Source organism: Streptomyces sp. NPDC015032 (assembly GCF_043080425.1).
Lineage (GTDB): Bacteria > Actinomycetota > Actinomycetes > Streptomycetales > Streptomycetaceae > Streptomyces.
In genome coordinates this window covers 1-23,927 of the sequence record NZ_JBIBVN010000028.1, presented here as the reverse complement: position 1 = coordinate 23,927, position 23,927 = coordinate 1, and the positions used below count along the sequence as shown (strand labels likewise).

The following is a 23,927-nucleotide window of genomic DNA, read 5'->3' as shown; positions in this document are numbered from 1 at the left end:
ACTGCCGGGCAACGGGACGACGACCCTGCGGGCCCGTTCCGGCACGGACATCACAGCCGCCTACCCGGAACTCAGACCGCTGGGCTCCGCGCTCGGCCGACCTGCGGTCCTGGACGGTGAGATCGTCGCTCTCGACGGCGAGGGGCACAGTGATTTCGCGCGGCTGCAATCCCGGATGGGGCTGGCCGGATCACCGGCGAAAGCCGCCCGCATGGCAGAGTCGGTACCCGCCCACCTGGTCCTGTTCGACGCCATCCACCTGGGGCAAACCAGTCTGATCCGGCTGCCGTACACCGAGCGCCGTACCGTGCTGGAAGACCTGGGCCTGGACGGGGCGCACTGGTCGACACCCGCAGCTGTCGTCGGACATGGCGCCCAGGCCCTGGAGATGACCCGGGCCGCGGGCCTGGAGGGGCTGGTCGCGAAACGGCTCACTTCCGTGTACGAGCCCGGTACCCATGGATCAAGATCCGCCATGTCCGCACGGCCGACGTGATTGTCGGCGGGTGGGTACCCGGCCACGGCCGGCTCGCAGGTCTCCCCGGCGCGCTCCTGGTAGGGGAACAGCACGAGGGCACCCTGCGGTACGTGGGCAGCGTCGGCACCGGGTGGAGCGACAAGGAGCGCACCACCCTCGCAGCCCTGCTCCACGTCGCCGCAGCCGACGAGTGCCCGTTCGACGAGACACCCGACTGGCTCCTGTTCTGACTTCGACCTCAGAACAGTACCGCCGGTCGGCTCCGGAGGTACACGATCGGCCCCACCCCTGCTATGGGGTGGGGCTTCTTCGGATAGCGGCCCCACCGATGGCGCCGCCGGCACGGAGACTGAAGAGAAGATCGGGCGGCCGTCATTGACGAGCTCAGCACGACCGACTGCCGCACCGGGGGCCCCGACTGATCTACCCCTTCTCGCGCTTCGGTTCACTACCTCGGCCGGCACCACGGCTGGGTGACAGCCGGTCACGTACAGGAAGGCGGTGGGCCGCGCCTTGTAAACTCAACTGCCTGGCCGAAGGGTATCGCCGTGCTGGGCGAACCCAGCGTTCACGGGGCGGTGCCCAGGTCGTATGACGCGCTCCAGGTCTCGTTGTAGCTGCTGAGCCTCGTCGCGAACCCGGGCAGGAACGTCACCCTTCTCTTGGACAAGGCGGTTGTAGATCGGGGTCTGCGGAATCTCTCGAGGCACGGGTGAAATCTACTTTCTCGGACTGGGCTGCGGGCGGGCAAGGATCGTTGCCTGCCCCAGGGCGCCGTTCCGCTTTGGCGCGAGCCGTGGCTGGTGGCTCGTTGCGCTACAGACGCTTCAGGGGCCTCCAGCGTGGCCGCCGGCAATGGCCGCGTATCGCAGCGAGCAACGAACCCCCGCTGGTCGACGGGCTCAGCATCTTCACTCAAACTCGGACGCCACGGGGAGATGGAACCAAACCTCGGAGCGACCAGTTCCATCCCGTCCATGCTCGCGAGGATCTCGTCGGGCTGGCGTACCAGGTAAGGCGGAGTGTCCCCCGACGCGTATGCCGCCAATGCGGTCGGCTCTACGGTGTGGCGATCGAGCTCGGCGAGCCGGGCCAGCTCGTCCGTCCCGATGTAAGCCCACGGACCGCGGCGGACAGGAGCATGTCCGCCGCGTCCGGCCGTCCGTGCGCACGCCCCGCGTAGCCCGCCGCGGCAGGAGCACACCACCTCACTCCAGCACCCCAGAAACGGCAAAGCCCCCAGCCTGCGTGAGTTCTCGTTTTCGTTGCGCTCGTACGTACGCCGACCGGTTCACTGGCCAGCTTCGGCGGCCAATCTCGGAGCGATCCGTGCGCACCGAGCGGCGTACTCCTGGAGGTGTCGGACCCTGAACTGTTCGGCGTCCCAATCCTCGTCGCGAACCTCGCCGCCCGGCCAGATGTAAGCGAGACCGCGACCTCCGGAAGTCAGCGTCACCTCACGCAGGTCGTAGCGGTTGTCCTCGAAGGCGTCGAGGATCGCCCACTCTCTCCGGCTGAGGTCCGTGAGCAGCACCCCGAGCGCCGAGGGGCCGGGCGCCGCCACGAGCCCCGGGTAAACGCGCCCTTCCAGGGACGCAGCGCGCCAGCCGGGCGCGCTGGCCGATATGCGCTGCGGTATCCGGTTGATCAGGGCTTCGAGGACGGCGTCGAACTGAAGCGTCCCGTACGCGAACAGGCGCGTGACGTCCGGCGAGAGTCGTTCCCGGCGACCGGAAGACGCCGGGACCGGGGAAGGGTGTGTGGTTGCATGACGCATGATCGTTCCGGTCATCACGAGTTGGACAGGTACATGGCGTCATAGGTCGGGGATTCTGGAGCGTGTTTGATCTCCCCCATCACCGTGTACCCCCACCGCAGGTAGGCATCGTGCGCCGGCTGATTGTCGATGATGCAAGTCAGTGTGGTGGCGCTCTCCGCGCGTCCTGAGATCACTGTGTCGTGGATCCTTCTGCCAAGGCCCTGGTTCTGGTACTCGGGGTGGACCATCAGCTCTCGGAGCCAGAAGACCTGCCCGGCGGCGGCGAAGGTCTGGAGCTGCGCCGGCCTCTGATGACTGAGTGAGGTCCACCATGGCGTGTCGGCGGGCAGCGTGGCGCCGTGCACGTATCCGATGATCTGCCCGTCCCGGCGCGCGGTCACCGTCTCAAATCCCTCGCTGCCGAAGGCGGCCTCCAGCCTCTCACGGAAGGAGGTGACGGAGAAGAACGGGTCTCCGATGTACGGAGGCGTGTCGTACACCCGGGCGTATACCCCGACCATCTCGTCGGTGATGGCCTTGACCGACGCCCCGTCATACCGCTGATACTCCGCATCCACTGGCTTCATCTCTCCTCTGCTGAATCACGCGACGACTGCGCGGATCTCTTCGATCAGGTCCCCTACCCCGCGGGCGCGGTAAAGAGGTGCTAGTCCGTCGTGGACGATCTTCAGTTGTTGGACTGCCCGAGTGGAAGACATGCCCGCTGTCCGAATCAACCCGATGGCCTTCCTCGTGGCATCGACGCCGTGATCGATGTCCCCTGCGCCGATGGCTGCGCTCGCGAGCCTGCCGAGGCACATGCCTCTGTTTCGCGAGTGCGCCACGTCCTGAAGCTTCTCCGACTGCGCCAGAAGCTTCTGTGCGCGAGCGGTCTGGCCGAGGTCGAGGCGGCACATACCTTCCAGGCACACCAATTCGGCCTGGTTGAGGAACGTCGTCCAGTCTGGGTCGCGTTCGTCCGCCCCTCGCTCCCACTCCTTCCACGCCTTTCTGATCGCGGATTCGCAGTTGAAGGCGTCGCCAACCCGGGCGTGCCCCTGCGCCTCACGGATCGCCAGGAGTGCCGTGACCCGCGTCGGCGCGCTCCACATCTCGGCGTGCGTCTGCGCGAGCCGGGCGAAGCGGATCGCCTCCCGTCCCTTGTTCAGGTCCACGGCCTGGCGGGCCATGTTGCTCAGGGTCCGGCTGGAGAGCACATCGTCGCCGGTCAGCATTGCGGCGTTGAGCGCCTCGGAGAAGTATTGCCGGGCCTGCGTGTGAAGCCCGGCGTCGTAAGAGAACCAACCGAGGCTTGTGGTGAACTTGCCCGCGAGTGCGTGAAGTTGCTGGCCGAGCTGTTCGTCGTAGATTCCGCGGTCGATCATGTGGTGCACCCAGAGCAGGTGAGCGCGTGTCGGCCGCCAAAGCCGGTTGCCGCCGAACTGCTGGTCCTGCGCGTCCATGTCGTCCGCAGCCTCACGCAGCAGCTCGACCTCGTCCTCGGCAATCTTCCAGTCTGCGGAGCTGGCCGCGTCGGTCGTCGTCTGAGCCAGCCACGGCGGGGGCTCCTGGTCGCCCCCGGATAGAAACGGGATCGCCGCGGCCGACTGCTCGATGAGCGGGACCGGCGTCACGACGGGCACAGCGAAATCAGCACAGGCGTCTTCCTCGGCCCCTCTACGGAGGCCCAGCTCCGAGATCGACTGTCTGAAGTACAACTCCAGGACCACCCGCGTATCCGGGTGGGGGAACGGGCGTGGCCTTGTCTCGCTCTCCCACTTCGACATCTGTCGGACGGTGAAGGTCGGGCGCTTCGAGACTCGCCCTTCGGCATCAAGCTGTCCCGCCAGGGAGTTGAGTTCGTCGACCGCCATCTCCTGGGTCCGGCTACGGCTCTCGCGTAACACTTTCATCGGGCTGCGGCTCACCGGATACCCCCTTATCAACCCGTGTCAGCACACCGTAGCGGTCATCTCGCAGGCTATGTGAGGTGTCGTCCGCGAAAGCGCAGGTGAGAGGGAAAGGGCGCCCAAAAGGGCGGGTGAAGGGCGGGTAGGAGGCGGCCAATGTTCTAGCGAAAAGACCTGTTCGCCACCCCGAACCCTCCGGTGCACTAGGTGACGGCAGACGCACTGTGCGTACTGAGGTTCCAATTCCGACCTGGGAGGGCCATGGAGACCTGCACCGTGACTGGCGAGCACGACCGCCTGTCCGCGTGGTTCGCCGCGGCGACCCCCTCGCCGGCGGAGTCCATGAGCGCCTGGCTCCATGCACCCGACTTCCCGCGGCGCCTCCCCACTGGCATCACCTTCGATGTCGTGTTGGCACACTGCTCCCTCATTGAGCTGGCGTACGACATCCTGCGCCGATACGAGCAGACCGTCGGACCAGCCGTCCGCTTCACCAACCTGACCACGGCAGCCGTCCTCGTGCCGCCAGGCACCGCAGACCGCTGGGGCAAGCTCATCACCGGTGTTTCCTGGCTGGAAGAGAAGGCTGTACCAACGTGCCTCGGCACCGGCCACGCGGTCCGAATCCCCGGAATCACGCCCTCAACTCAGAGCGTGCCGGTGGAGTGGCTGGAGGCGCCCAGCACCGAATCGGCCATAGGCGACGCCCCTCTGCTCACCGCTCCGGTGCAGCTGGTCCGCTGCCTCGCAGAAGCACGTTCCCTCCTCGCCCCCGACGACGAGTGGGGCCCGCTCAGCAGGGCGGCATCCGCAGTCCGGGCGGTCCTCCAAGCCCCCCAGAGGACGTGATGACAACGACTCCCGCACGGCCGCGCCGCGCCCCCCACCGCGACGACGACCTCATAAGTGCCACGTTCGAGATCAAGCAGCGACCACCAGACGAGCCCCCGCCCCCCGAGGACGGCAACAAGGTCGGCGTCATGCGCCGCCGGACCCGAGAGCGCCTGAGCGCCCGCGGACTGGCCTATGTCGCCGAGGAAGCTGCCTTGATCGTCTCCGAGCTGGTCACCAACGCCATCGTGCACAGCGGCGGCCGAGTGATCACGGTGGCGCTCTCGCTCCGCGCCGGCTTCCTGCGCATTGACGTACGCGACGGTGTCCCTAGCTTCCACGCCCTGCCCAGGGCGTCCTGCGACGCCGACGAGAACGGCCGCGGCCTGGTGCTCGTCCAGTCGCTCGCCGAAGAACGGCGAGGCTCTTGGGGTGTTGAGGACGGCGGCGCCACGACATGGTGCGAACTGAGTTTGGCGGCGAGCTGATGACGGGTACCGCGATACACCAGAGCGAGCGGACCGAGCCAGCGACAGCCCAAACCAAGGCCCCCTCGGTTCCAACGCCCCCCGTGGTCGCCAGCCCACAACGTGCAGGAAGCCCTGTGGTTCCTGAACGGTATGCGCAGGTGGAAGCCGGTGGACTGGTACGAGGTGTCCGGCGACCTGGGCACGGTTCTTGGCGACGTTCCCGCCCTGGCAGGAAATCTTCATACCGCCCGTGCGTCAGCACCCTCGTGCCAGGCTTCCGGCTCGCCGTCGACAATCCGCCCTGCGGGCTCGGGCTCTTCGTAGCCCCTGAGACCGGGCACCGGGTCCAATGCGTTGCGGTCCGCACGCCGCCCCCGTCGGTTGCGGCCCGCTTCTCCGGATCCGGTGGTCGCTTCCCCCGCCCTCCTCTCGTACTAACTTCTCTGAGGATCCTCAAGTTCATGTCTGATCACGTTCGTTCTGTCTGGTCCCTCTCTGGGCTCAGGCGAAGCCGTCGGCCGCTCTTCGGTACTGAAGTCGGCACGGCGTGGACTGTGCCGATGTCCCGGAAGAGTTCTGTCGGCATCCGTCTGGTGGAGCATGTGCGTGGCCGGGCAGCCTGTCTCATCGGCCTGCTGAGCAACGGTGAGGTGACCGTACTCTGGCCCCCGCCCAGGCAGGACGCGGTGGAGGACCGGTCGGGAAACACGCCCGCACAGTTCGGTGTGGCAGCCTTCTGGCGGCAGTCGTGACCGGAACCTTGAGACAGGCTTCTCCCGGCTTGACCGGAGCACGAGGCTGTCGTGGTACTTCGCCGCAGACACAAGGCCCTGAGGTGAGGTTGGGCCGGCAACTGTCGCCGCCCTCGCCGGAACAGCCAGCGCTCAAGGGCAAGCACTGTACCCCTGGAACCATGGGCGAGTTACCGGCTGCTGGCGTCGGCCCAGTAGTGCGTGAGCATCTGGCCGGGCCAAGCAGGCTGACGTACAGGGTCGCGGGGTCCCATTTCCTCGAAGTAGGGTGCCAGGTCGATTACCGGGGTGCCGTCGACTGCGTCGAGGTCGGTGACCAGGAGGTCTCGGCCGTTCACGCCGAGCAGGCGCGGGTAGCTGATGGCGAGCTGATTCGGCCTTCGGTGGTTGCGGTGGACGAACGTTCCCGTCGCAGGCCAGCCGCTGTTGCCGCGCGGGCTGCGTGCGTGGAGCTGGACGTCTTCGGGGTGCGCGAGATGGAAGTGCCACGTCACCGTCAGATGACTGAAATCCTCGATGCCCTGGAGGGTCTCGACCGGGTAGGCGTCGTGGAGCCGGATGATCGCTTCGGTTCCCCCCTGGTAGTCGTCCAGGACGTCGGTGTGGCCGCCCACCACCGTGGCGATCGGGGTGATCTCGATCGGATTCTCTGCCATCACTGTTGTTCCCTTTCTGTCCCCGGCACCGCCGGTGCACTAGGCGCGTGGCGGTGGGGGCCCGGTCGCGTGGTCCGGTCAGCCTATGGTGCGCAGCATTTCGCGGGCGCGCTGGTCGAGTTCGGCGACGTGGCGGCCTCCGCGTTGACGGACCGGGGAGAGGTCTTGCTGCATGCGTACGAGGATGTCGCGGGTGCGGCCGGAGTGGATTCCGGTCATGGCGTCCAGGGCCTGGGTCCAGGTGTGGCATGCCTCGTCGAGGCGGCCTTGGCGGACCTGGACGGCGCCGAGGTAGCCCAGGGTCACGCTGTGGGTGCGGGCGTAGAGCTGGCGGCGTCGGGTGGCGACGCTGCGCTGGAAGTGGATCTCGGCGTCGCGGGGGTTTCCGAGGTCGCGCAGGGCACAGGCGGTCTCGTGTGCCAGGGACGCCTCGGCGAAGAAGCCGACCCGGTCCGGGGCGTCTCCGGCGTGGCGAGCGAGGTCGCGTTCGGCGCGGCTGATCGCTGCGAGGGTGCCGGTGCGGTCGCCGGAGGCGGCCAGGGCCCGGGCGTGGACGATGCCCAGCAGCGCTTTCTCTCGCCAGCTCGCCCGGCCGTAGCGTGTCGGTTCCATGGATGCCGAGGCGAGGTCGAGGGCCTGACGGGGGTGTCCGAGGTCGACGGCCTGGTGTGCCATGGCGCGCAGGATGTGTCCGGCGAGGGGACCGTCGCCGGCTTCGGCGGCGAGTTTCGCCGCGAGGATGAAGTAGCGCTGTGCGGGTCGGTGTTCGGAGGCGTCGAAGGCCATCCATCCGGCGAGGTAGGCCATCTCGGAGACGGCGGAGTGCAGGTCGCGGCGGATCTGTTCGCTGGGGAGGCGCCTGGCGAGGAGCGGGGCGACCTCCAGGCTCAGGTGTGCGGCGAGTGCGGAACGGCCGGCAGCGCCTCCGCGCTGTTGGTCGCGGGCGGAGAAGAAGGTGGTGGTCTGGCGGATGTCGTCGATGTCCGCTGTGGTGACGGTCCGGGGCGAGTTCGCGGGGCGTCCTGTGACCGTGGTGGGAGCTTGCTCCCACCACGCGGGGCTGGGGATGGCAAGCCCGGCCACGGAGTATGCGGTGCCAGCCAGTACTTGGCGTCTGTGCAGCATGTCGAGGTCGTCTCTTCCCAACTCGGCCAGCATGGTCAGCGTATTGACGCTCCAGTCGGAGGTGTCGACCGCAGCCTGGCCCGGGCCGGGGGCCAGTCCGATGTCGCCCAGGGTGATGGGGCGGCCGAGCTTCCGCGTCAGCGTCTCGCAGAGGATATGGGGTGCCGAACCGCTGGGGCGCGTACCCAGGACCCACATGGAGATGTGGGACCGGCTGATGCCGTACAGCTCGGTGGCTCCGGATTCCTGAGCGACCCGGAGAACGGCGGCGGCGGCCTTCGGCTGCGACCAGCCGGTCTCCGCGATCCGCGCTGCCAGCGCTTCGTTGCGCGTACGAGCCATGGACGATCCCTGACCTCAAAACGATCTTTGGCGCCTTTGGCGGGGTTCCCCTTGCTCGGGGGCTGCCCACCAACGGTGTTTCACGGTTCTCTCAACGTAGCTGTTTTCAGAGCGCGTTCACATCCGTACGTGATCCGTCAACGGTGCTCGTCGCTTTCCGGTATCCGATTCGCCCCAAGGAGGCAGCACGTGCTTCTTCGCTCAGTGGCCTCTCGCTTCATCCCTGTATCGCCTGGTGCCACATCGCGGGCCAGCCGCGGTCAGGGGTTGGGGCACGCTCGCGCATCGGTCGTCGCGGCAGCCGAGACCGTCACTCTCGTTTTGAGCGAGGACGCCTCGGTCCCGGCCGCCGTTCAGGACGTGGCAGACCTCGCCGAGCACCTGCGCGGCCATCTCATGCAGCTCGGTTCTGAGAGGCCGCGGACGGGACCACGGGCACAGGCGCTGGGCGCAGCCCGGGAACTGGCTGAGCAAATACCGCCGACCGACGACTTCCTTGAGTCGCGTGTCCGTCTGCGGCGACTGGACGTCGGTGCTCAATCAGACGAGCCATCGGCCCGTGTCTGGTTCACAGCATTGAGTAAACGGCAGCCGCGCCCATCGAGAGTCCCGGCCTCGCTCGCCTCGGCCGGATGCGCCAGACGCCCCGCTCCGGCGGCCGCCGTGATCGAAACCTCCCGACGGGCCTGCCCCGTCCTGACCGGAGAGCTGATGACTCCCCTGCTGAGCACTCGCCCCCTTCACCCCGTAATAGTGCATTTCGGCAAGGCTCCCGAGCTTCCGGACGCTTGCGACGTGGTCCGGGTCGGTCTGGCCTTGGGCCTGAACGCGATGGCCCACCTTGTCGAGACAGAGAAGGCGGTCGGTCCGTGCCTGGCTTGCCGCCAGCACGCGACACTTCTGATTCCGGTCAAGTCCGGCACTGCTGACAGGTGGATCGACACGCACTCCGAGTGCAGCCGTCACGCCACGGTCAGGACCATCAGGTGCGGGCAGAGCTACGGCCGGCCCTGCGAGTCCTGCGTCTGGGTGGAGCAGCTCAGCCTCGGTGCCTGCGCGACGACTGATCCGGTGGCGTTGTACGAGGCGCTCAGTGTGCAGTCGTCTCGCCTGAGGCGCGGCGCGGGGCAGTTGGCCGTCTCACCGGTGCGGGAGATGTGCCATGCATGAGCATTCACACGCGCCCGGGCGACGGAGAATCCGGCGCCCAAGCCACTACAAAGCCGGTGCCGCCATCTTCGCCCCTTCGCCGCCGGATCCGTTCCGCGGCACCGATGGCCCTCACCGGCGGGGTCCTCACCAGCCCCATCGTGGCCGCCATAGGAGCAGTCGCACTCCTCGGCGCACGGCCACGCACCGGTTCCCGCTGCGCACCAAGGCCATTTTCGACGCCGGCCGGGACGGGCCGCCCTGGCCGGCGATCCACTTCGCCCCCACCGCACGCCGCCCTCAAGGCCCCCGCCACAGATCGGACACCATGAACAGCCGCCCTGCGCGTATCGAGGACTCCGCGCTCATCGGAGCCACGCAGACCGCCGCCCTGGTCAGCCGTGACGGCTCGGCCAACTGGCCTTGTCTTCCGCACTTCGACTCGGCCGTCGTCTCTACCAGCATGCTCGGCACCGAGGACCACGGATGCTGGCGCATCGCTCGCGCCACTCCCCCGGGCGTCCCTGCCCCGCACGCGGACCAGCGCCGCTATCACGGCGACGGCTACTCGCAGATCCCCGAAACGCTTTCCCTGCTCGGCCTGGGCGAGGGCGCCGTCCCTGTGGCCGAGCTGACGTGTGCGGCGGCGCCGGTGATGGCCGCATGAACACTCTGATACAGCACGCCATCACGGTGGTGCCGTCGGCGCTGGCCCTGGCAGGCGGCGGCACGGCGTGGCACTACCGGGAAAGGGCGAGGGCGGAGCAGCGGCGGGCAGACCGGCTGAGTCGGCATGCTGATACGACCAAGCAGCAGACGCGGGCGGTCGAAAACGTGCTCGACGAGCTGGCCTCCGGCGTGATTCCGGCGCTCCAGGCGGCATCCGCGCGGGCCGGGCAGGGCCACGGCGCCGACTTGTCCGTGCCCGAGGAGATCAACGGGTTGATGGTGGCGAACCGGCTGCGGGAGGTGGCCGAAGCCCTGGCCCGCGCTGTCCGGCAGGTGCAGCACGACGCGCAGCAGGCCGTGAGCGCGCAGGTCGCCGAGGTCCAGGAGGAGGCTCGCGCCGATGCGGCCGATGCCCGCCGGGCTTCGCAGGAGGCGACCCGGGCGGCGGTGCGGAGCGTCGCGTCGTCCCTGGTGGCGACCGCCTCCAAGGTCAGCCAGCAGATCAGCGAGGGGATCCGGCGGCCCGCTGGACACGACGACTACGCGGCGTGGGTGGGCATCGATCAGCTCGGCCACCAACTGCTGCTCGCGGGCCAGAGCTATGTGGTGCTCAGCGGCGGGAAGCTGACGCGGCGTTGGCCGGCCACGTCGCTGACGGACGTGCTGCGCGCAGCCATGGGGTACGTGCAGGGGTACGAGCGGATCCGGCACGAGGAGTCCGATATTGCGGTGACCAGCCGCGAAGTCGGGCCGGTCGTGCACACCCTCGCGGTCCTGCTCGACAACGCGCTGCGGTACTCGCCGACGACGGTGGACGTCGAGCTGCGGGAGGGCCACCACGGCGTCACCGTGATGATCGACGATTCGGGGCTCCAGATGAGCCCCGAACAGCTCGTCGAAGCTCGGCAGATCCTGGCCGGCGAACGGCCGGGGGATGTCACCCGCCTCGGTGCGCACCCGCGAACCGGGTTCCCGGTGGCCGCGATCCTGTCCCGCGCATACGGATTCCGGGTCGAGGTAGAGGCGCCGAACGCCCGCATGGGCACCAGAGCAACAGTCTTCATCCCCAAGGACCTGCTCGCGAAACTGCCGCCCGGTGTGTCCGGCCCGGAGGCCCCGGCCGTGCTGCGGGCGGTGCCCGAGCCACCTGTGGCCACCACGGCGAGCGGGCTGACCGTGCGGCGCACCGCACCAGCACGCTCCGCGCAGGCAGCGCAACAGCCCGCCCCTGACGGGCAGCCGGCGCGGCCCGGTCGCTCCAGCGTGGCCACCGCCTGGGCCGCAGGCACCCGGCGCGCCCGTCAGACCCCCACAACGCACGGTAAGGACCCCGCATGACCGGTTTCGCGGACACGCACTCCAACCCACTCGGCTGGCTGCTCGACAAACAGCTCGCGGGCGTCCCCGGCGTCCAGGGCGCGCTCCTGATCTCCAGTGACGGCCTGTTGTCGTCCCGGACATCCACCCTGGGCCAGGAAGGGGCCGAGAAACTCTCCGCGGTCACCGCGGCTCTCCGCGCAGCCGCGCTGTCATACGCCGAGCTCTCCCGCGGAGGCGGCGTCCGCCAGGTGGTGCTCGAAACCGATGTCCGCCTGTACCTGGTCACGCGGGCCGGGCACAACATGCTGCTCGGGGTGGAGACCACCGGCCTGGATGTCGATGTCGCCGCGATCACCGAGGAAATGATCCGGCTCGCCGACCGCGTCCACGACAAGACGACGGTCGCGGACAGGCAACCGGTCGTGGAAGAGCCAGAGAGGTGACGGGCCCGCGGCACGATCCGGACATGGTCAGGCCCTACGTCCGTACCAACGGGCGGGTCCGTCCGACGCGGCCCGACATCCACTTGGAATCCCTGGTGCGGGCTGCGGCCGCTTCGGACGCTTCCCTGCCGGCGGACTCCCGCCGGGTGATGGCCCTGGTCGGCGGAGCGCGGGGAGCTCTCGGGGTGGTGGACATCGCGGCCGGCCTGGAGCTGCCGCCGTCCACGGTCCGCATCATCGTGTCCGAACTGCTCGACAGCGGCCACCTGGCCACCCCGATCAGCTCCCGTCCCGACCAGCCCGAAACGAGCCTTCTGGAGGAGGTGCTCCGTGGACTGCGCGCCAGTCTCTGAACCCGTCCACACGACCGCCATCCGGTCTTTGAAGATCGTGATCGCGGGCGGGTTCGGGGTCGGTAAGACGACCTTCGTCGGCGCCGTCTCCCAGGTGCAGCCACTGCGCATGGAGGAGACGATCACCCAGGCCAGTGCCGGGGTGGACGACCTGCGCAAGACCCCCGGCAAGACCCACACCACCGTCGGGATCGACTTCGGGCGCCTCCACATCAGCGACGACCTCGTCGTCTATGTATTCGGCACGCCCGGGCAGATCAGGTTCCGTGCGATGTGGAAGGACCTGATCGAAGGGGCGCTGGTCGTCCTGGTCCTGGTCGACACCCGGAACCTGGACGCCTCCCATGACGCGCTCAGCCTGCTGGACGAAGCGGGGGTTCCGTACGCGGTGGCGATCAACCGCTTCGTCGGCGCGCCCACATACCCGGCCGCCGAGATCCGCCAGGCACTCGCGCTGGAGGACCACGTCCTGCTCACCGCGTGCGACGCCCGTGACCGCCGCTCCAGCGTGAAAGCGCTGATCAGCGTCTTCGAGCACCTGACCTCCGCCGACTCCGCTCATTGGAGCCTCACCCCATGACCCCGCCCTCCTCCGAGGCATCCTCGGCCCGTGTCGCGATGTACGAACCCGGGTTCGCCGCCGACCCGCACGCCGTCTATGACTGCATGCGCCAGGTCCATGGCCCCCTCATCCCGGTCGATGTCGACCCCGAGGTGCCAGCGACGCTCGTCATCGGCTACGACCAGGCGCGGCGCATCCTGCACGACGAGGTCCGGTTTCCGGCCGACCCCCGCACTTGGCAGCAGACGATCCCGGACACGTGCCCGGTCAGGCCGATGATGGAGTGGCGACCCAACGCGTTGCGCTCTGCCGGGCCCGAGCGCGCCCGCTACCGGGACGCCAATGTTTCCGCGCTCGGGGCGGTCGACCAGCACGCACTGCTCGCCCTGGTCGAGAAAACCGCCGACGACCTGATCGAAGGGTTCAGTAAGGCCGGCCACGCCGATCTGCTCGCCCAGTTCGCCTGGCCCCTCACCTTCCGTGTCCTGAGCGACCTGATGGGCTGCCCCGACACGATCGGACGCCGTATCGCCGACGGCATGGCCCAGGTCTTCGACGGCGTGAACGCCGCCTGCGGCAACGCGATCCTCGCCCAAGCGGTAGCCGACCTGGTCGCGTTCCGGCGCGCCCACCCCGGCGACGACATCACCTCCCGTCTCATCGCACACCCTGCCCGGCTCGACGACAGCGAAATGGCCCACCAGCTCGTCACCCTCTACGGCGCCGGCATCGAACCCCTGGTCAACCTGGTCAGCAACACCGTCCTCAAGATGCTGACGGATGAGACCTTCTGCGGAGACGTGCACGCCGGAGGAGCCACCGTCCGCCAGGCACTGGACACCGTCCTGTACTGGGACCCGCCGCTGGCCAACTACTGCATCAGCTACCCGCCCTACCCCGTCGACCTCGACGGCTACGTGCTGCCCGCGCACGAACCGGTCGTCATCTCCATGGCCGGCTGCAACAACGACCCCGCCCTCGGCAACACGGCGGGTGACCGGGCCCACCTGGCCTGGAGCGCCGGACCGCACGCCTGCCCGGCACGCTCCCACGCCTACCTCATCGCCGAGGCCGCCATCACCTACGTGCTGGACGCCCTGCCCGAGATGGACCTCGCCTGCCCGGCCCAGGAACTGACCTGGCGGCCGGGCCCCTTCCACCGGGCCCTGGCTGCACTGCCCGTGACCTTCGCAACCCCCCTGCCCGACTGAGCACACACGGAGGAGAACCGCATGGACAGCAGCGCTTTCGCACTGAACCCGCAGGCACCCGACCGTACCGGCGAGGACGCCGAACTCAGGGCCCGCGGCCCCCTCACCCGCGTCGACGTCCTCGGTGTCGAGGCCTGGGCCGCCACCGACCCGGAGTGGCTACGGCAGTTGCTCACCGATCCGCGGGTCTCGAAGGACGCGCGGGCCCACTGGCCCGCCTTTGAGACGGTGACAGCCACCTGGCCCCTGGCGCTGTGGGTCAGCGTCAAAAACATGTTCACCGCATTCGGGCAGGACCACCGCCGTTTGCGCAAGCTCGCCCAGTCGGCCTTCACCGCCCGGCGCACGCGCGACATGATCCCCGTCATCGAGTCGATAGCCGATCAGCTCCTTGACGACATCGACGCCACCCACAGCCCCGGTGAGCCGGTCGACCTGGTCGCCGCCTACGCCCGCCGCCTGCCGATCCTCTTCATCTGCCGGCTCATGGGACTGCCTGAGCAGGAACACGAACGGGTCCGGCGCCTCGCCGATGTGATCTTCTCGACGTCGCACAGCTGGAAAGAACAGGAAGCCAGCCAGGCGGAGCTCTACGCGCTGCTGCGCGACCTCGTAGCGCTCAAACGCGAGACGCCCGGAGATGATCTGACCAGTGCTCTCGTCGCCGCCCGCGACGAGGAGAACGATGCGCTGAGCGAGCAGGAACTCGTCGACACGTTGCTGCTGATGATCACCGCCGGGTTCGAGACCACGGTCGGCCTCATCACCAACGCGTCCCGCAATCTGCTCACTCACGACGGCGAACTCAACCTGATCCGAACGGGGCGCGCTGGCTGGAGTGATGTTGTCGAGGAGACGCTGCGTCGTGACGCGCCCATCGCGAATCTGCCGATGCGGTATGCGGTGGAGGACATCACTCTCCCTGACGGCAGCGTCATCGCCGCCGGCGAGCCGATCCTCGCGTGCTACAGCGCGGCCGGCCGTCACCCGGACGCGTACGGCACGGACGCCGACCAGTTTCTCGTCCTGCGTGTCAACAAGGAGCATCTCGCCTTCGGACACGGCGCCCACCTGTGCCTTGGGGCACCCCTGGCGCGCGCCGAAGGCGAGATCGCCCTCGCGACGCTGTTCGACCGCTACCCCGATATCCGTCTGTGCGACGCCAGCGACGACATTCCCGTCCCCAGTTTCATCACCAACACCAGCATTCGGCTCCGGGTCATCCTGGGAGCCGGACGGCAAGGAACCACACGATGAAGACCCTCACGTCCGCTACCGCAACCGGCAGCCTGGCTCCCGGCACGGTGCCGTCGACCGCCCGGATCACTGACTGGCTGCTCGGCGGAGAACGCCACCACCAGCCAGCAGACCGCCGACTGGGCATGCGTGTGCTCAACGCCGCACCCTGGACCAACGAGGCGCTCGACCTCAACCGTCAGTACGCGCACCAGACGGTAGCGATGCTCCGAGCCTGCGGGATCCGGCAGTTCGTCGACCTGGGCAGCGGCCTGCCGTCCCTCAACCCGCGCTACCCCCACACCGCCCTGTCCGCCGGCCCGGACGCCACAGTCATCCACGTCGACTACGACCCGTACGTCATCGAGCACGGACCCAAGCTCCTGAGCAGTCGGCCGGGACTGCACCGCTTCGTGCACGCGGACCTGCGGGACATGCTCCAAATCCTGCATGAACTTCCCCTCCACGGCCTGGACCCGTCCCAACCGACAGGATTCCTGCTCCACGACGTCCTGCCCTGGATCCCCGACAATGCGGACGCCCGCGCCAGTGTGGGAGCGGTACTCGACGGGGCGCCGCCCGGCAGTGTCCTCTCCCTCACCCACTCCACCGGCGCCCTCTGCCGTGACGGATCAGCCGCGGCCGCGGCACGCTGCTTCACCGAGGCGCGGCTGCCCCTACGCCTGCGGAGCGCCGAGGAGATACGCGACCTCACAGAGGCGTCCACCCGCCCCTGGCCCATCCGTGCCCCCGGCATCGTGCCGGTGGGCCAGTACCACCCGAACCGGTCCCGTACAGCCCTCCCGCCGCACCACGGCGGCAGCTACGCGGCCATCCTGCTCCATCCCGACCCCGGACGCGTCTGACCGCCCCCAGCCAGCCGCGCTCGCAAAGGCGACAATCCTTGCGGACGCGGCCCCCACAGGGCCCCTCCGACCAACGCGGCCACCGCAAGGACCGGTCGCGAAATAGGCACCGGAGAAGGCGGCGCAGCATCTGTCGGCGGCCGTCCCCCGCGGCACCGCCCGCAGCCCTGCGCCCTGGCTGTCTTGCGCCTCTCCCTTCCGGGAGACAGCCTGCCCAGCCGCTTCACAGACAGAAACACCGTGCCCACGCCACCGATGGCCTCGGTCTGGTGATGCCCAAGCTCACGCCACTGCGCGAAGGAGCAGGCATCACCAGGCCATCGGCGGGCTGGTCCGGCGCCTACGCCGCCATCGCCGTCAAGCCCTCGGCGACCTGACAACGACGACAGGAACGTCTCCCGTGACTACCGCAACCCCGAGCACAACTCCTCCCGAAAATGGCTGCTCCCACACTCCTCCCTGCCCCGAAGCGGTGGCTCCCGACTGCGACGCCGCACGGCTGAAGCGCTACGTTCCGGAACAGGGCTGGAGCCTGCTGTGCAACGGCGTCCTCCTCTTCGACGACACCGGTGAACTGCTCCCGGACGGAAATGCGGTGGCACCGCGCCGCCCGATTCCCAGCAGCCACCCCGTCAGTTCGAAGGTTGCGGCGTGAAGACTCGTCGCAGTCTGGGCATGGCCGACCCTCCGACCGGACGTGTCGTCACAGGTACCTATCTGCGCTACCTCCGTGAGGCCAACAAGCTGACGGCCGCCGAGGTCCACGGCCGGGCCCACATGTCGCACTCGGACCTGAGCCGTGTCGAGTCGGGAGGCCGGGCCCTTGCCCTCTCCGAGGCCGCGATGTTGCTTGCCGGCCGGTACGGGATCTCTGAGGCCGACTTCGAGGGGGTCGTCCGGTTCATTTCGGAGACTGAGTGGTACGTGAAGGAGCGATTTCCCTCGCCGTACCCGTATGTGGCAGTTGATGGACACCAGGGGTGGGAGGACCGTCTCGCGGCTGTCGAGCAGCGCGCCGATGCCGCCCGGTTCTTCAGCACGTGGCTCGTCCCCACGTTCCTGCGGATTCCCGGGTATCCGAATGCTCTCACCGGCCTGCGGGCTGGCGCACATCGGATTCCCCGCCCCGAGGGCATCGGTGCCGGCGGCGCAATGGTTGTGCTGGAAAAGTCCGTCCTCGCCCGCGCGTGGCGGGGACCAGTCTTTGCCGACCAGATCCTGCACCTCATCACCGCTGTCGACCAGGGACGTATCCGACTGCGGATTCTGCCGCTGGATGCCCAGCTCAACCCGTTGCCCGCCGCCCTCACCGAGTACGTACTGCCGGGCGGCATGGTCCTCTACGCCACTGAGGAGGCCGAGAGCACGACATATCAGAGCGGGTTGGCGGCAGAGTCCCGATTCGGCGGTTTTCTTGACCGGGCTGTCGACGCGTCCGTGGCAGAGGCTGAGTCACGTGAACTGCTGCTCGACGCCCGCAAGGCGGTACTCGACGGGACGCCGCCCTCACACTTCCTTTCCTGATCCGACAGACGCGCCGGATCCGGCGCGATCCTTCCTGAAGACGTTGCATCTGAATGTGGAATGAAATGCGCAGTTCGCTGCTGGCAGGACCTGCTGTGGCCGGGCCGCCGGCCGGAGATGGCGGCACAACTCTGCCGGGCCCTTTGAACGTTACCCATGTGCCCTACATCGCCATGACCGCCAACGAGTGGTTGCCGGTGCCTGACCTGGTCGCTGGGCAGGACGGATGGATCGCCTACCGCACCCCGGGACCCTATGACCGCTACCCCGACATCGACGTCCTGCTCGCCCGCACCGAGGGCACCCCCGGCGGCCGGGTCGATGGAGCCCACCTTTCCGCCATCCGTCAGTTCCACTGCATGGACCGCCTTCTCTGTCAGGGCTGCGGCCGCCCGGCCACTTACGTCCCGGGGAAGGGGTGGCTGTGGGTTCTGACCGAGTTTCTGGAGTCAGGACAGCCCACCGCCGTCACCGGCCCGACCGACATGCCGCCCTCATGCGCCCGGTGCGCTCTGCACAAATGCCCCGTCCTGAAAAGGCGCGGGCGACAGCTGCTGTGGGTCGCCGAAGCCGACGTGTACGGGGTGTACGCCGACCTGTACCCGCCGCCCAGCGGCGCCGTGGTGACGGAGCAGCTTGTGCCACTGGAGGACCAGACGACCTTGTCGACCGCGGTGGCTTCCCGGCTCGTACGCATGGTGCACCGTGCCACTCCCGCGGACCGGGGCCTGGTCGCCGAACTCGCCGCCCAGCAGCAGTCGGGGAGGATGTGATGCCATCGCAGGACGCGCATCCGACACCCCGTGAGCGGGACGTCATCGGGCTTTTCGCCGACGGGGTCGCTCCGGGCGCGGCCGCCGAGGCTCTGGGCATCAGCGTCGCCTCGGTGAACCGCCATGCCGACAATGTGCAGGGCAAGCTGCGGGTGGAGACACGCCGGGCGATGCTGTACGTATGCCAAGCCCGCCGATTGGTGGACCGTCCCGACCCGGCCGAGGTGCTCGACCTGGATCCGGTGACGGAGCTGGTGTGGGCGGGGTTGCGCCTGGACGTGCCGGACTGGCAGTTGATCCGCGTACTCGCTGCCATGGCCCGCGTGGAGCCGGCCGAGGTCCATAGCGTGCTCAAGGGACTGACGAAGAAGTACCAGACCTCCTGGCTCGGGCTGATCCGGCTGAGCTTCGCCCATGGGGTCCTGTCCGGGAAGGAGGGGACAGATCCGGGCAACGCCGTCGGTGTGAGGCCGGCCCCGAAGGGGAGCTGCCCGTGGAATCTCCGGTGGAAACGGTGCCGCGTACTGAAGCTGCGCGCCTCTGGCCTGAGTATCGAGGAGTGCGCGCAGGCAGCCGGGGCCAGTAGGAGCATGGTCTATGCGCATTTGCGTGCATGCGCTCATATCGCCGGCGTCAAAGCCCATCGTGCACTCGTGCACAAGGCTTTGTGTGCAGAAGTCCTTGAGCGGCCCGAGCGTACGAAGGCTATGGACCTGTCCGAGACGTTGGCCGCCGTGTGGCGAGGGCTGGTCCTGGATGTGCCGGATTACGATCTGCCCAGCGCGATCAGCAGGCAGTCCGGGCTGCCGGTGAGTGAGGTCGCCTTCCAGCTTGAGCGGTTGCGGGGCATGGGCATGGCGGACTGCCGCCTGGTTCTCGCGGGCTGGGAGAACGGCGTGCTGGACGAGCAGACCACGGTGCTGGCCCCACCGGACTTCTTGCCTGTCATGCCCCGCAGGAGGCCCCGGCCCCACGAAGGCTCCAGCCCGATGGCGCTCGACGGTGGTGAGCGCCGACTGCTGACCCTGGTGGCTGTGCACGGGCTGACGGTCGAACGCGCCGGAGCGGTCATGAAGATCACCACCGACACCGCACGTGCGTATATGCGCGGCTGCCTGCTGACGGCGAAGGTCGGCTCGGTCCTGGCGCTGACGCACAAGGCGTGCCTGGAGCGTCTGCTGCCCTCACCACCGCCCGGGGAGTGGGAAGTGGCGGACGATGTCCGCACCGTGTGGCGGGCCATGGTCCTGGACACCCCCGCGGACCGCCTGCCCCGTGACATTGCGATGGTGACCGGTCTGCCCCAGCGCCGCGTGGAGGAGTGCCTCGGCGAGCTGCGGGCACACGGCCTGACCGACTGCCAGCTCGTGGTCGAGGGCTGGGCGCGCCAAATCCTTGATACTCAGGCCGGGCTGACGTTGCCGCGTCTGGAAACCCGTCTCGCTGCTCCCCTCCCCCGCCGCGCCGCCCGCCCGGTCCAGGACCCGGACGACCCGATGGGGCTCGTCCCCGCGGGCCACCGACAAGACCCCCTGCCCGAAGCGAGCCACACCGGTCTGGAGGGCAGGCACGTGGCCGGCGAGGTCTACGACTTCGTACGGATCACCCCCGGGGCATGCCGTGCCCTGCTGGAACAGACCGGTGCGGGCCGGTGGGGTCCCGTCCTGGGGCTGCCCGCCGCGCACACAGCCGTGCTGGTCACGGAAGCGAGGTCGGGCGGGCCGGGACGGCGCGGAGCCGTAGGCCGGTTGTGGGCGCGCGGCGGTGTGGTGCGGCTGCCCGAGCCCGGCCGTCGTATGGCACCCGACGGCCCGTACTGGGCGACGCCCGCACACCTGCCGCTGTGGGAGCCCAACGTGATCGCGTGGGTTCTCAGCCTGCACGAGCCCGCCCCACCCTCACCTACGGACGTGCGTGCGCTTCAGCGTGCCGGGAGGCCGGCATGACCCGACAGCAGACATGTCCGACCGCTCTGGTGGGGGGTGCGACCCTGCGCGATGCCCGCGAGCGGCACATGATGCTCCCCGAGGAGCCCGCCGATCTCCTGGGCATCGGCCCGGACACCGTGCTGGCCATGGAGAGCGGCAGCCGTGCCGTCAGCGCCTCGGCCATCACAGCGCTCAGCCGTCTCTACCGGTGCGGGGCGGACACGAGGGCGCTGCAGCGGCTCATGGCCGGTGCCGCGGAGCCGGAGACTCTCCGGGACGGTGAGCCGGGCCATGCCCCACGGCTGAGAGCGTGCGCACGGCAGGCCGCGAGCGTGCGGTGGCTGTCGACAGTTCGGCTCCCTCCCCCGTTGCAGACCCGTGCCTACGCACTGGCCGCCGAGGAGCACTCCACTGCCCTGCGAGGCGCCCCGCTCGCCCCGGGCGGCGACACCGTCTATGTACTGGACTCACGGGTGATCACGTGCGGCAGCGGCACGCCCTCCCTCATGGCAGAGCAGCTCGCCCACCTGATGCAACTGGCGGGCAGCGGAACCGTGATTCGGGTCGTCGCGGAAGCCCACCCGATTCCGCAGCCGCCCGGGCACCTCGTGGAACTGACTTTCCCTGCTGGGCGCGTGGTGGCCCAGCCGTCCGAGGACGGGGTGACGTACCACCGCTCGGACGGTTGGTCGCGCACGATTGATGACGCATTCAAGGTCACCGATCCGGCTTCCTCGCGTGAGGCTCTCGCACAGGCGGCCGTGCTCCACCGCGCAGGCGCCCGGACCACGACGGGGCCACTGTGATGCCCAGCCGCAAGCTTTCGGTCGCGTATGTCCTGACCGGCCTGGCGGTTGTGGGCTCGATCACCGCCGCCGCGACCTTCCGCCCCTTTCGCTGATCGGATCACCTATGACCTCCTCCACCCCGCCTCGCGCCGGACAGGCCCCTGCCTCGCAGAGTGCCGGCCGCACGTCGTCAGCAGACGCAAGGGTCACGGCGATCCGGGACCGGATCACCGCCGGCCACTACATACCCGGTACCCGGCTCACGCTGAACCAGCTGCACGGTGTCACCGGCTACTCACCCGCCGAGCTCCGCTCCGCGCTGGAGCAGCTGGCTCGTGCAGGACTCGTCCACGGCCGGTGGCGGGTGACCGACCACCGGCCTGGCGACCATGCGGTCCGCCGCACGCATGACCTGCTCACAGCGATGATCGATCACGGCACCTTCCCGCCGGGCACCGAAATGCCCACGCGGACCGACCTCTCAGCGATCCTTCTGACCACCCCACTCATCCTGTCCCGAGCTCTGCAACTCCTGGCCGCCGAAGGAGTCCTGCACCTCTCCGGCCGCTCCCGCCCCCGTGTGCTGCCGCCCCGCTCCGGCCCTTCCCCGGCCGGATGGCCGGCAGGCAACGACGACGATGTCCTTGCCGCACTGCCGCAGCGACGGAGCGCGGGAATATCGCACTGCCGGGACGTCATCCAAGGCATACGTGACAGCGCCCGAGAGCGGTGGCACAGCGGCATCTGCCTGCCCGCCGAGGTGATGACCATGCAGGAGACGCTGCAGGGGGACATCCTGTCCCGTCTGATTCTTGCCGCCTACGCGCAGGTGAACGGCCGGCCCAGGGGCGAGTATCCGCGGCTGAGGTCGGCTGCGGCCCGGGCCATGGCCTGCGCGACCCTGCCCGTCGATGGTCTCCTGTACGAGCGGCTGTTCCGGTTCGCCGTTCTGGCAACCTCGCTCGCGGACTTGGCCGACGCACTCGACTCCCGCAACGTCTGCCGCGCGGCAGTGCACCAGGACAGCGGCCTGACCGGCACCGTGGAGGCACCGGCTGCCGGGCCTTCTCTCACCGTCTCTGCCGGACATACCCGAACGGTGGGCATGTGATGCCCGTCGTGACGCACCCCGCCATACGGGCCATGGGCGGATATCTGCGAGACGCACGCGAGCGCCGCTGCATCCTCCCCGAGGAGCCTGCCGAACTGCTGAATGTGAGCCCGGAGTCCGTCCTCGCGATGGAAGCCGGACACACCCAGATCACGCCCCAGCACATCGGCCTCCTGTGCCGGCTCTACCACTGCAACAGCGACAGCGACGCGCTGAAGCACCTGGTCAGTGCTGCGATACACCGGTCGGCCGATGTCGCTGACGCCGCCTCGGGACATCACCGGCGCCTGACAGGATGCGCCCGCCAGGCCAAAGCCGTGCGGTGGCTGGCAACCGATCTGGTCCCGCCCCTTGTGCAGACTGCCGCCTACACCCACGCAATCGACAGTCCGCCCCACGCTCTTCCCGACGCCCCGCTGCCCTTCCAGACCAAGCCGGACATCCTTCTGGACGAACGCGTCCTGCACACCGCATCGATCAGCCCGGACGTGATGGCAGAGCAACTGCAGCACCTCCTCGACCAGGAGGACTTCGAAGTGCGTGTGGTACCCGGGCGGATGCCGTCGCGTCCCGCCCGGATGGTCCTGATGACGATGCCGGCCGGATTCGTCATCGCCCATCCGGCGTCCCACGGCGTGCTGTACCGGCCCAGCGAACAGCCGCCCCCGCAGATCACCGAAACGTGGAATCTCACGACGCCCGCGTTGTCCCGTCATCTCCTGGCGCGCGCCGCGGAGCAGCAGCGCGCCCGCATCCGGGTGCACGCGGGAGCGGTCTGATGCATATACCCACCCGCCCCAGCCCACTGGCATCGCCCCGGCCACCGGCCGGCTCCACGACAGCCATCGCTGTGTCCGTCAGTGGATCCAGTTCCACTCACCGCGACATCAGTGCCCTCCTCAGCCGCAGTGCGCACCGCGGTATACGGCTGACGCACCCTCACGCATCACACCGGGTCCGGGTCCACGTCACTGAGGCCGTGGGCGACGCGTGCCAACTTGCCCTGAGGCAATTGCACATGGCAGCACCAGGCGGCCGCACCATCCTGGTCACCGGCAGCATCGGCGTGCACGGCGTCACCGCGGTGGCCCCTCATGGCGTTTCCGCAATACTCCGGCACTCCGAACTCTCCGATGCCCCCCTTCTCGCGGATGTGGTGGCGACCGTGGCCGCAGGCGGATACCGCATCCCAAGGGATCTGCGCAGCCAGCTCCTCAACGCTGTCCGTCTGTCCGAGAGCCAGTGTCTGCTCGGCCGGCCTGGTGACCTGATGTCTCCGGCCGAGCTCGACATCGTGCGCCTCGTTGCGCGGGGTGTCACCAATGCAGGCATCGCCCGCTCCACAGGCAAGAGCGAAGGGAGCGTCAAGAAGAAGTTGCGCGTGCTCATGCAGCGGCTGGACACCCGCTCGCGCGCGCACCTCGTCGCCTACGCCGCCCGCCGCAACCTCTTCTGAATCAAAGCCGCTCCGAACCGCCGCCGCCCCCTCATCCACGGATTACTCCGCATCAGGTTGTGGCGCGCCCCACACGACCACGACCCACACTTCAGAGAAGGACCACCAATGACCAGGCGTATCGAGGATTACGCACTCATCGGAGACATGCAGACCGCCGCCCTGGTCTGCCGGGACGGCACAGTGGACTGGCTGTGCCTTCCCCGCTTCGATTC

General features: G+C 68.7%; 23 protein-coding genes and 1 pseudogene. 19 read left to right on the top strand and 5 right to left on the bottom strand.

Annotation, left to right across the window (positions count from 1 at the left end; translation table 11 throughout):
* Position 1: 1 nt before the first annotated feature.
* Positions 2-690, top strand: a pseudogene (locus ACF08M_RS29975) (ATP-dependent DNA ligase); the annotation flags it as partial.
* 1,079 nt (positions 691-1,769) lie between these two features.
* Here ACF08M_RS29975 and ACF08M_RS29970 read toward each other — a convergent pair.
* From ACF08M_RS29970 to ACF08M_RS29960, 3 genes are read right to left on the bottom strand one after another with little or no spacing between them, the layout of a single operon-like run.
* Positions 1,770-2,270, bottom strand: coding sequence for a gamma-glutamylcyclotransferase family protein (locus ACF08M_RS29970; protein ID WP_392188388.1), 501 nt, complete (start codon positions 2,268-2,270; stop codon positions 1,770-1,772).
* Positions 2,270-2,824 carry a GNAT family N-acetyltransferase gene (locus ACF08M_RS29965; protein ID WP_392188387.1) on the bottom strand — a complete coding sequence of 185 codons (555 nt, stop codon included), beginning with the start codon at positions 2,822-2,824 and terminating at the stop codon, positions 2,270-2,272. The genes ACF08M_RS29970 and ACF08M_RS29965 overlap by 1 nt, the downstream gene beginning before the upstream one ends.
* 15 nt (positions 2,825-2,839) lie before the next feature.
* Positions 2,840-4,165 carry a hypothetical protein gene (locus ACF08M_RS29960; RefSeq protein WP_392188386.1) on the bottom strand — a complete coding sequence of 442 codons (1,326 nt, stop codon included), beginning with the start codon at positions 4,163-4,165 and terminating at the stop codon, positions 2,840-2,842.
* A gap of 258 nt (positions 4,166-4,423) precedes the next feature.
* Between ACF08M_RS29960 and ACF08M_RS29955 the strand changes: the two genes are divergently transcribed.
* Complete coding sequence (locus ACF08M_RS29955) at positions 4,424-4,996, top strand: hypothetical protein (protein WP_392188385.1); 573 nt, start codon at positions 4,424-4,426, stop codon at positions 4,994-4,996.
* Positions 4,996-5,466 carry an ATP-binding protein gene (locus ACF08M_RS29950; protein ID WP_392188384.1) on the top strand — a complete coding sequence of 157 codons (471 nt, stop codon included), beginning with the start codon at positions 4,996-4,998 and terminating at the stop codon, positions 5,464-5,466. The genes ACF08M_RS29955 and ACF08M_RS29950 overlap by 1 nt, the downstream gene beginning before the upstream one ends.
* A gap of 904 nt (positions 5,467-6,370) precedes the next feature.
* On the opposite strand, the gene ACF08M_RS29945 is transcribed toward ACF08M_RS29950, so the two are convergent.
* Entirely contained in the window at positions 6,371-6,856 is a 486-nt protein-coding gene (locus ACF08M_RS29945; protein ID WP_392188383.1) for an SAM-dependent methyltransferase, read from the bottom strand.
* A gap of 78 nt (positions 6,857-6,934) precedes the next feature.
* Positions 6,935-8,323 carry a Tat pathway signal protein gene (locus ACF08M_RS29940; RefSeq protein WP_392188382.1) on the bottom strand — a complete coding sequence of 463 codons (1,389 nt, stop codon included), beginning with the start codon at positions 8,321-8,323 and terminating at the stop codon, positions 6,935-6,937.
* 1,477 nt (positions 8,324-9,800) lie between these two features.
* Here ACF08M_RS29940 and ACF08M_RS29935 point away from each other — a divergent pair.
* The 16 genes from ACF08M_RS29935 to ACF08M_RS29860 all read left to right on the top strand — a co-directional run bounded on the left by ACF08M_RS29935 (position 9,801) and on the right by ACF08M_RS29860 (position 23,712).
* Positions 9,801-10,139, top strand: coding sequence for a trehalase-like domain-containing protein (locus ACF08M_RS29935; RefSeq protein ID WP_392188381.1), 339 nt, complete (start codon positions 9,801-9,803; stop codon positions 10,137-10,139).
* Positions 10,136-11,479: an ATP-binding protein gene (locus tag ACF08M_RS29930; protein WP_392188380.1), complete on the top strand. Its 1,344-nt coding sequence runs from the start codon at positions 10,136-10,138 to the stop codon at positions 11,477-11,479. The genes ACF08M_RS29935 and ACF08M_RS29930 overlap by 4 nt, the downstream gene beginning before the upstream one ends.
* Complete coding sequence (locus ACF08M_RS29925; protein ID WP_392188379.1) at positions 11,476-11,904, top strand: roadblock/LC7 domain-containing protein; 429 nt, start codon at positions 11,476-11,478, stop codon at positions 11,902-11,904. The genes ACF08M_RS29930 and ACF08M_RS29925 overlap by 4 nt, the downstream gene beginning before the upstream one ends.
* A gap of 23 nt (positions 11,905-11,927) precedes the next feature.
* On the top strand, positions 11,928-12,257 hold the full coding sequence (locus ACF08M_RS29920) for a DUF742 domain-containing protein (protein ID WP_392188378.1): 330 nt from the start codon (positions 11,928-11,930) through the stop codon (positions 12,255-12,257).
* Positions 12,235-12,837 (top strand): ATP/GTP-binding protein, encoded by a 603-nt coding sequence (locus ACF08M_RS29915; RefSeq protein WP_392188377.1) that lies wholly within the window; start codon positions 12,235-12,237, stop codon positions 12,835-12,837. The genes ACF08M_RS29920 and ACF08M_RS29915 overlap by 23 nt, the downstream gene beginning before the upstream one ends.
* On the top strand, positions 12,834-14,030 hold the full coding sequence (locus ACF08M_RS29910; RefSeq protein WP_392188376.1) for a cytochrome P450: 1,197 nt from the start codon (positions 12,834-12,836) through the stop codon (positions 14,028-14,030). The genes ACF08M_RS29915 and ACF08M_RS29910 overlap by 4 nt, the downstream gene beginning before the upstream one ends.
* Positions 14,031-14,051: 21 nt before the next feature.
* Entirely contained in the window at positions 14,052-15,287 is a 1,236-nt protein-coding gene (locus ACF08M_RS29905) for a cytochrome P450 (protein WP_392188375.1), read from the top strand.
* A complete protein-coding gene (locus ACF08M_RS29900; RefSeq protein WP_392188374.1) occupies positions 15,284-16,132 on the top strand; it encodes an SAM-dependent methyltransferase in 849 nt (282 codons plus the stop codon). Before ACF08M_RS29905 ends, ACF08M_RS29900 begins: the two co-directional genes overlap by 4 nt.
* Before the next feature lie 400 nt (positions 16,133-16,532).
* On the top strand, positions 16,533-16,787 hold the full coding sequence (locus ACF08M_RS29895) for a DUF5999 family protein (protein WP_392188373.1): 255 nt from the start codon (positions 16,533-16,535) through the stop codon (positions 16,785-16,787).
* Positions 16,784-17,656, top strand: a complete 873-nt coding sequence (locus ACF08M_RS29890) for a Scr1 family TA system antitoxin-like transcriptional regulator (protein WP_392188372.1) — start codon at positions 16,784-16,786, stop codon at positions 17,654-17,656. Before ACF08M_RS29895 ends, ACF08M_RS29890 begins: the two co-directional genes overlap by 4 nt.
* 158 nt (positions 17,657-17,814) lie before the next feature.
* On the top strand, positions 17,815-18,429 hold the full coding sequence (locus ACF08M_RS29885; RefSeq protein ID WP_392188371.1) for a hypothetical protein: 615 nt from the start codon (positions 17,815-17,817) through the stop codon (positions 18,427-18,429).
* Positions 18,429-20,375 carry a LuxR C-terminal-related transcriptional regulator gene (locus ACF08M_RS29880; RefSeq protein WP_392188370.1) on the top strand — a complete coding sequence of 649 codons (1,947 nt, stop codon included), beginning with the start codon at positions 18,429-18,431 and terminating at the stop codon, positions 20,373-20,375. The genes ACF08M_RS29885 and ACF08M_RS29880 overlap by 1 nt, the downstream gene beginning before the upstream one ends.
* Complete coding sequence (locus ACF08M_RS29875; protein WP_392188369.1) at positions 20,372-21,163, top strand: Scr1 family TA system antitoxin-like transcriptional regulator; 792 nt, start codon at positions 20,372-20,374, stop codon at positions 21,161-21,163. The genes ACF08M_RS29880 and ACF08M_RS29875 overlap by 4 nt, the downstream gene beginning before the upstream one ends.
* 106 nt (positions 21,164-21,269) lie before the next feature.
* A complete protein-coding gene (locus ACF08M_RS29870) occupies positions 21,270-22,256 on the top strand; it encodes a GntR family transcriptional regulator (RefSeq protein ID WP_392188368.1) in 987 nt (328 codons plus the stop codon).
* Entirely contained in the window at positions 22,256-23,035 is a 780-nt protein-coding gene (locus tag ACF08M_RS29865; RefSeq protein WP_392188367.1) for a Scr1 family TA system antitoxin-like transcriptional regulator, read from the top strand. Before ACF08M_RS29870 ends, ACF08M_RS29865 begins: the two co-directional genes overlap by 1 nt.
* A 239-nt stretch (positions 23,036-23,274) precedes the next feature.
* Positions 23,275-23,712, top strand: a complete 438-nt coding sequence (locus ACF08M_RS29860) for a LuxR C-terminal-related transcriptional regulator (RefSeq protein WP_392188366.1) — start codon at positions 23,275-23,277, stop codon at positions 23,710-23,712.
* Positions 23,713-23,927: the final 215 nt, after the last annotated feature.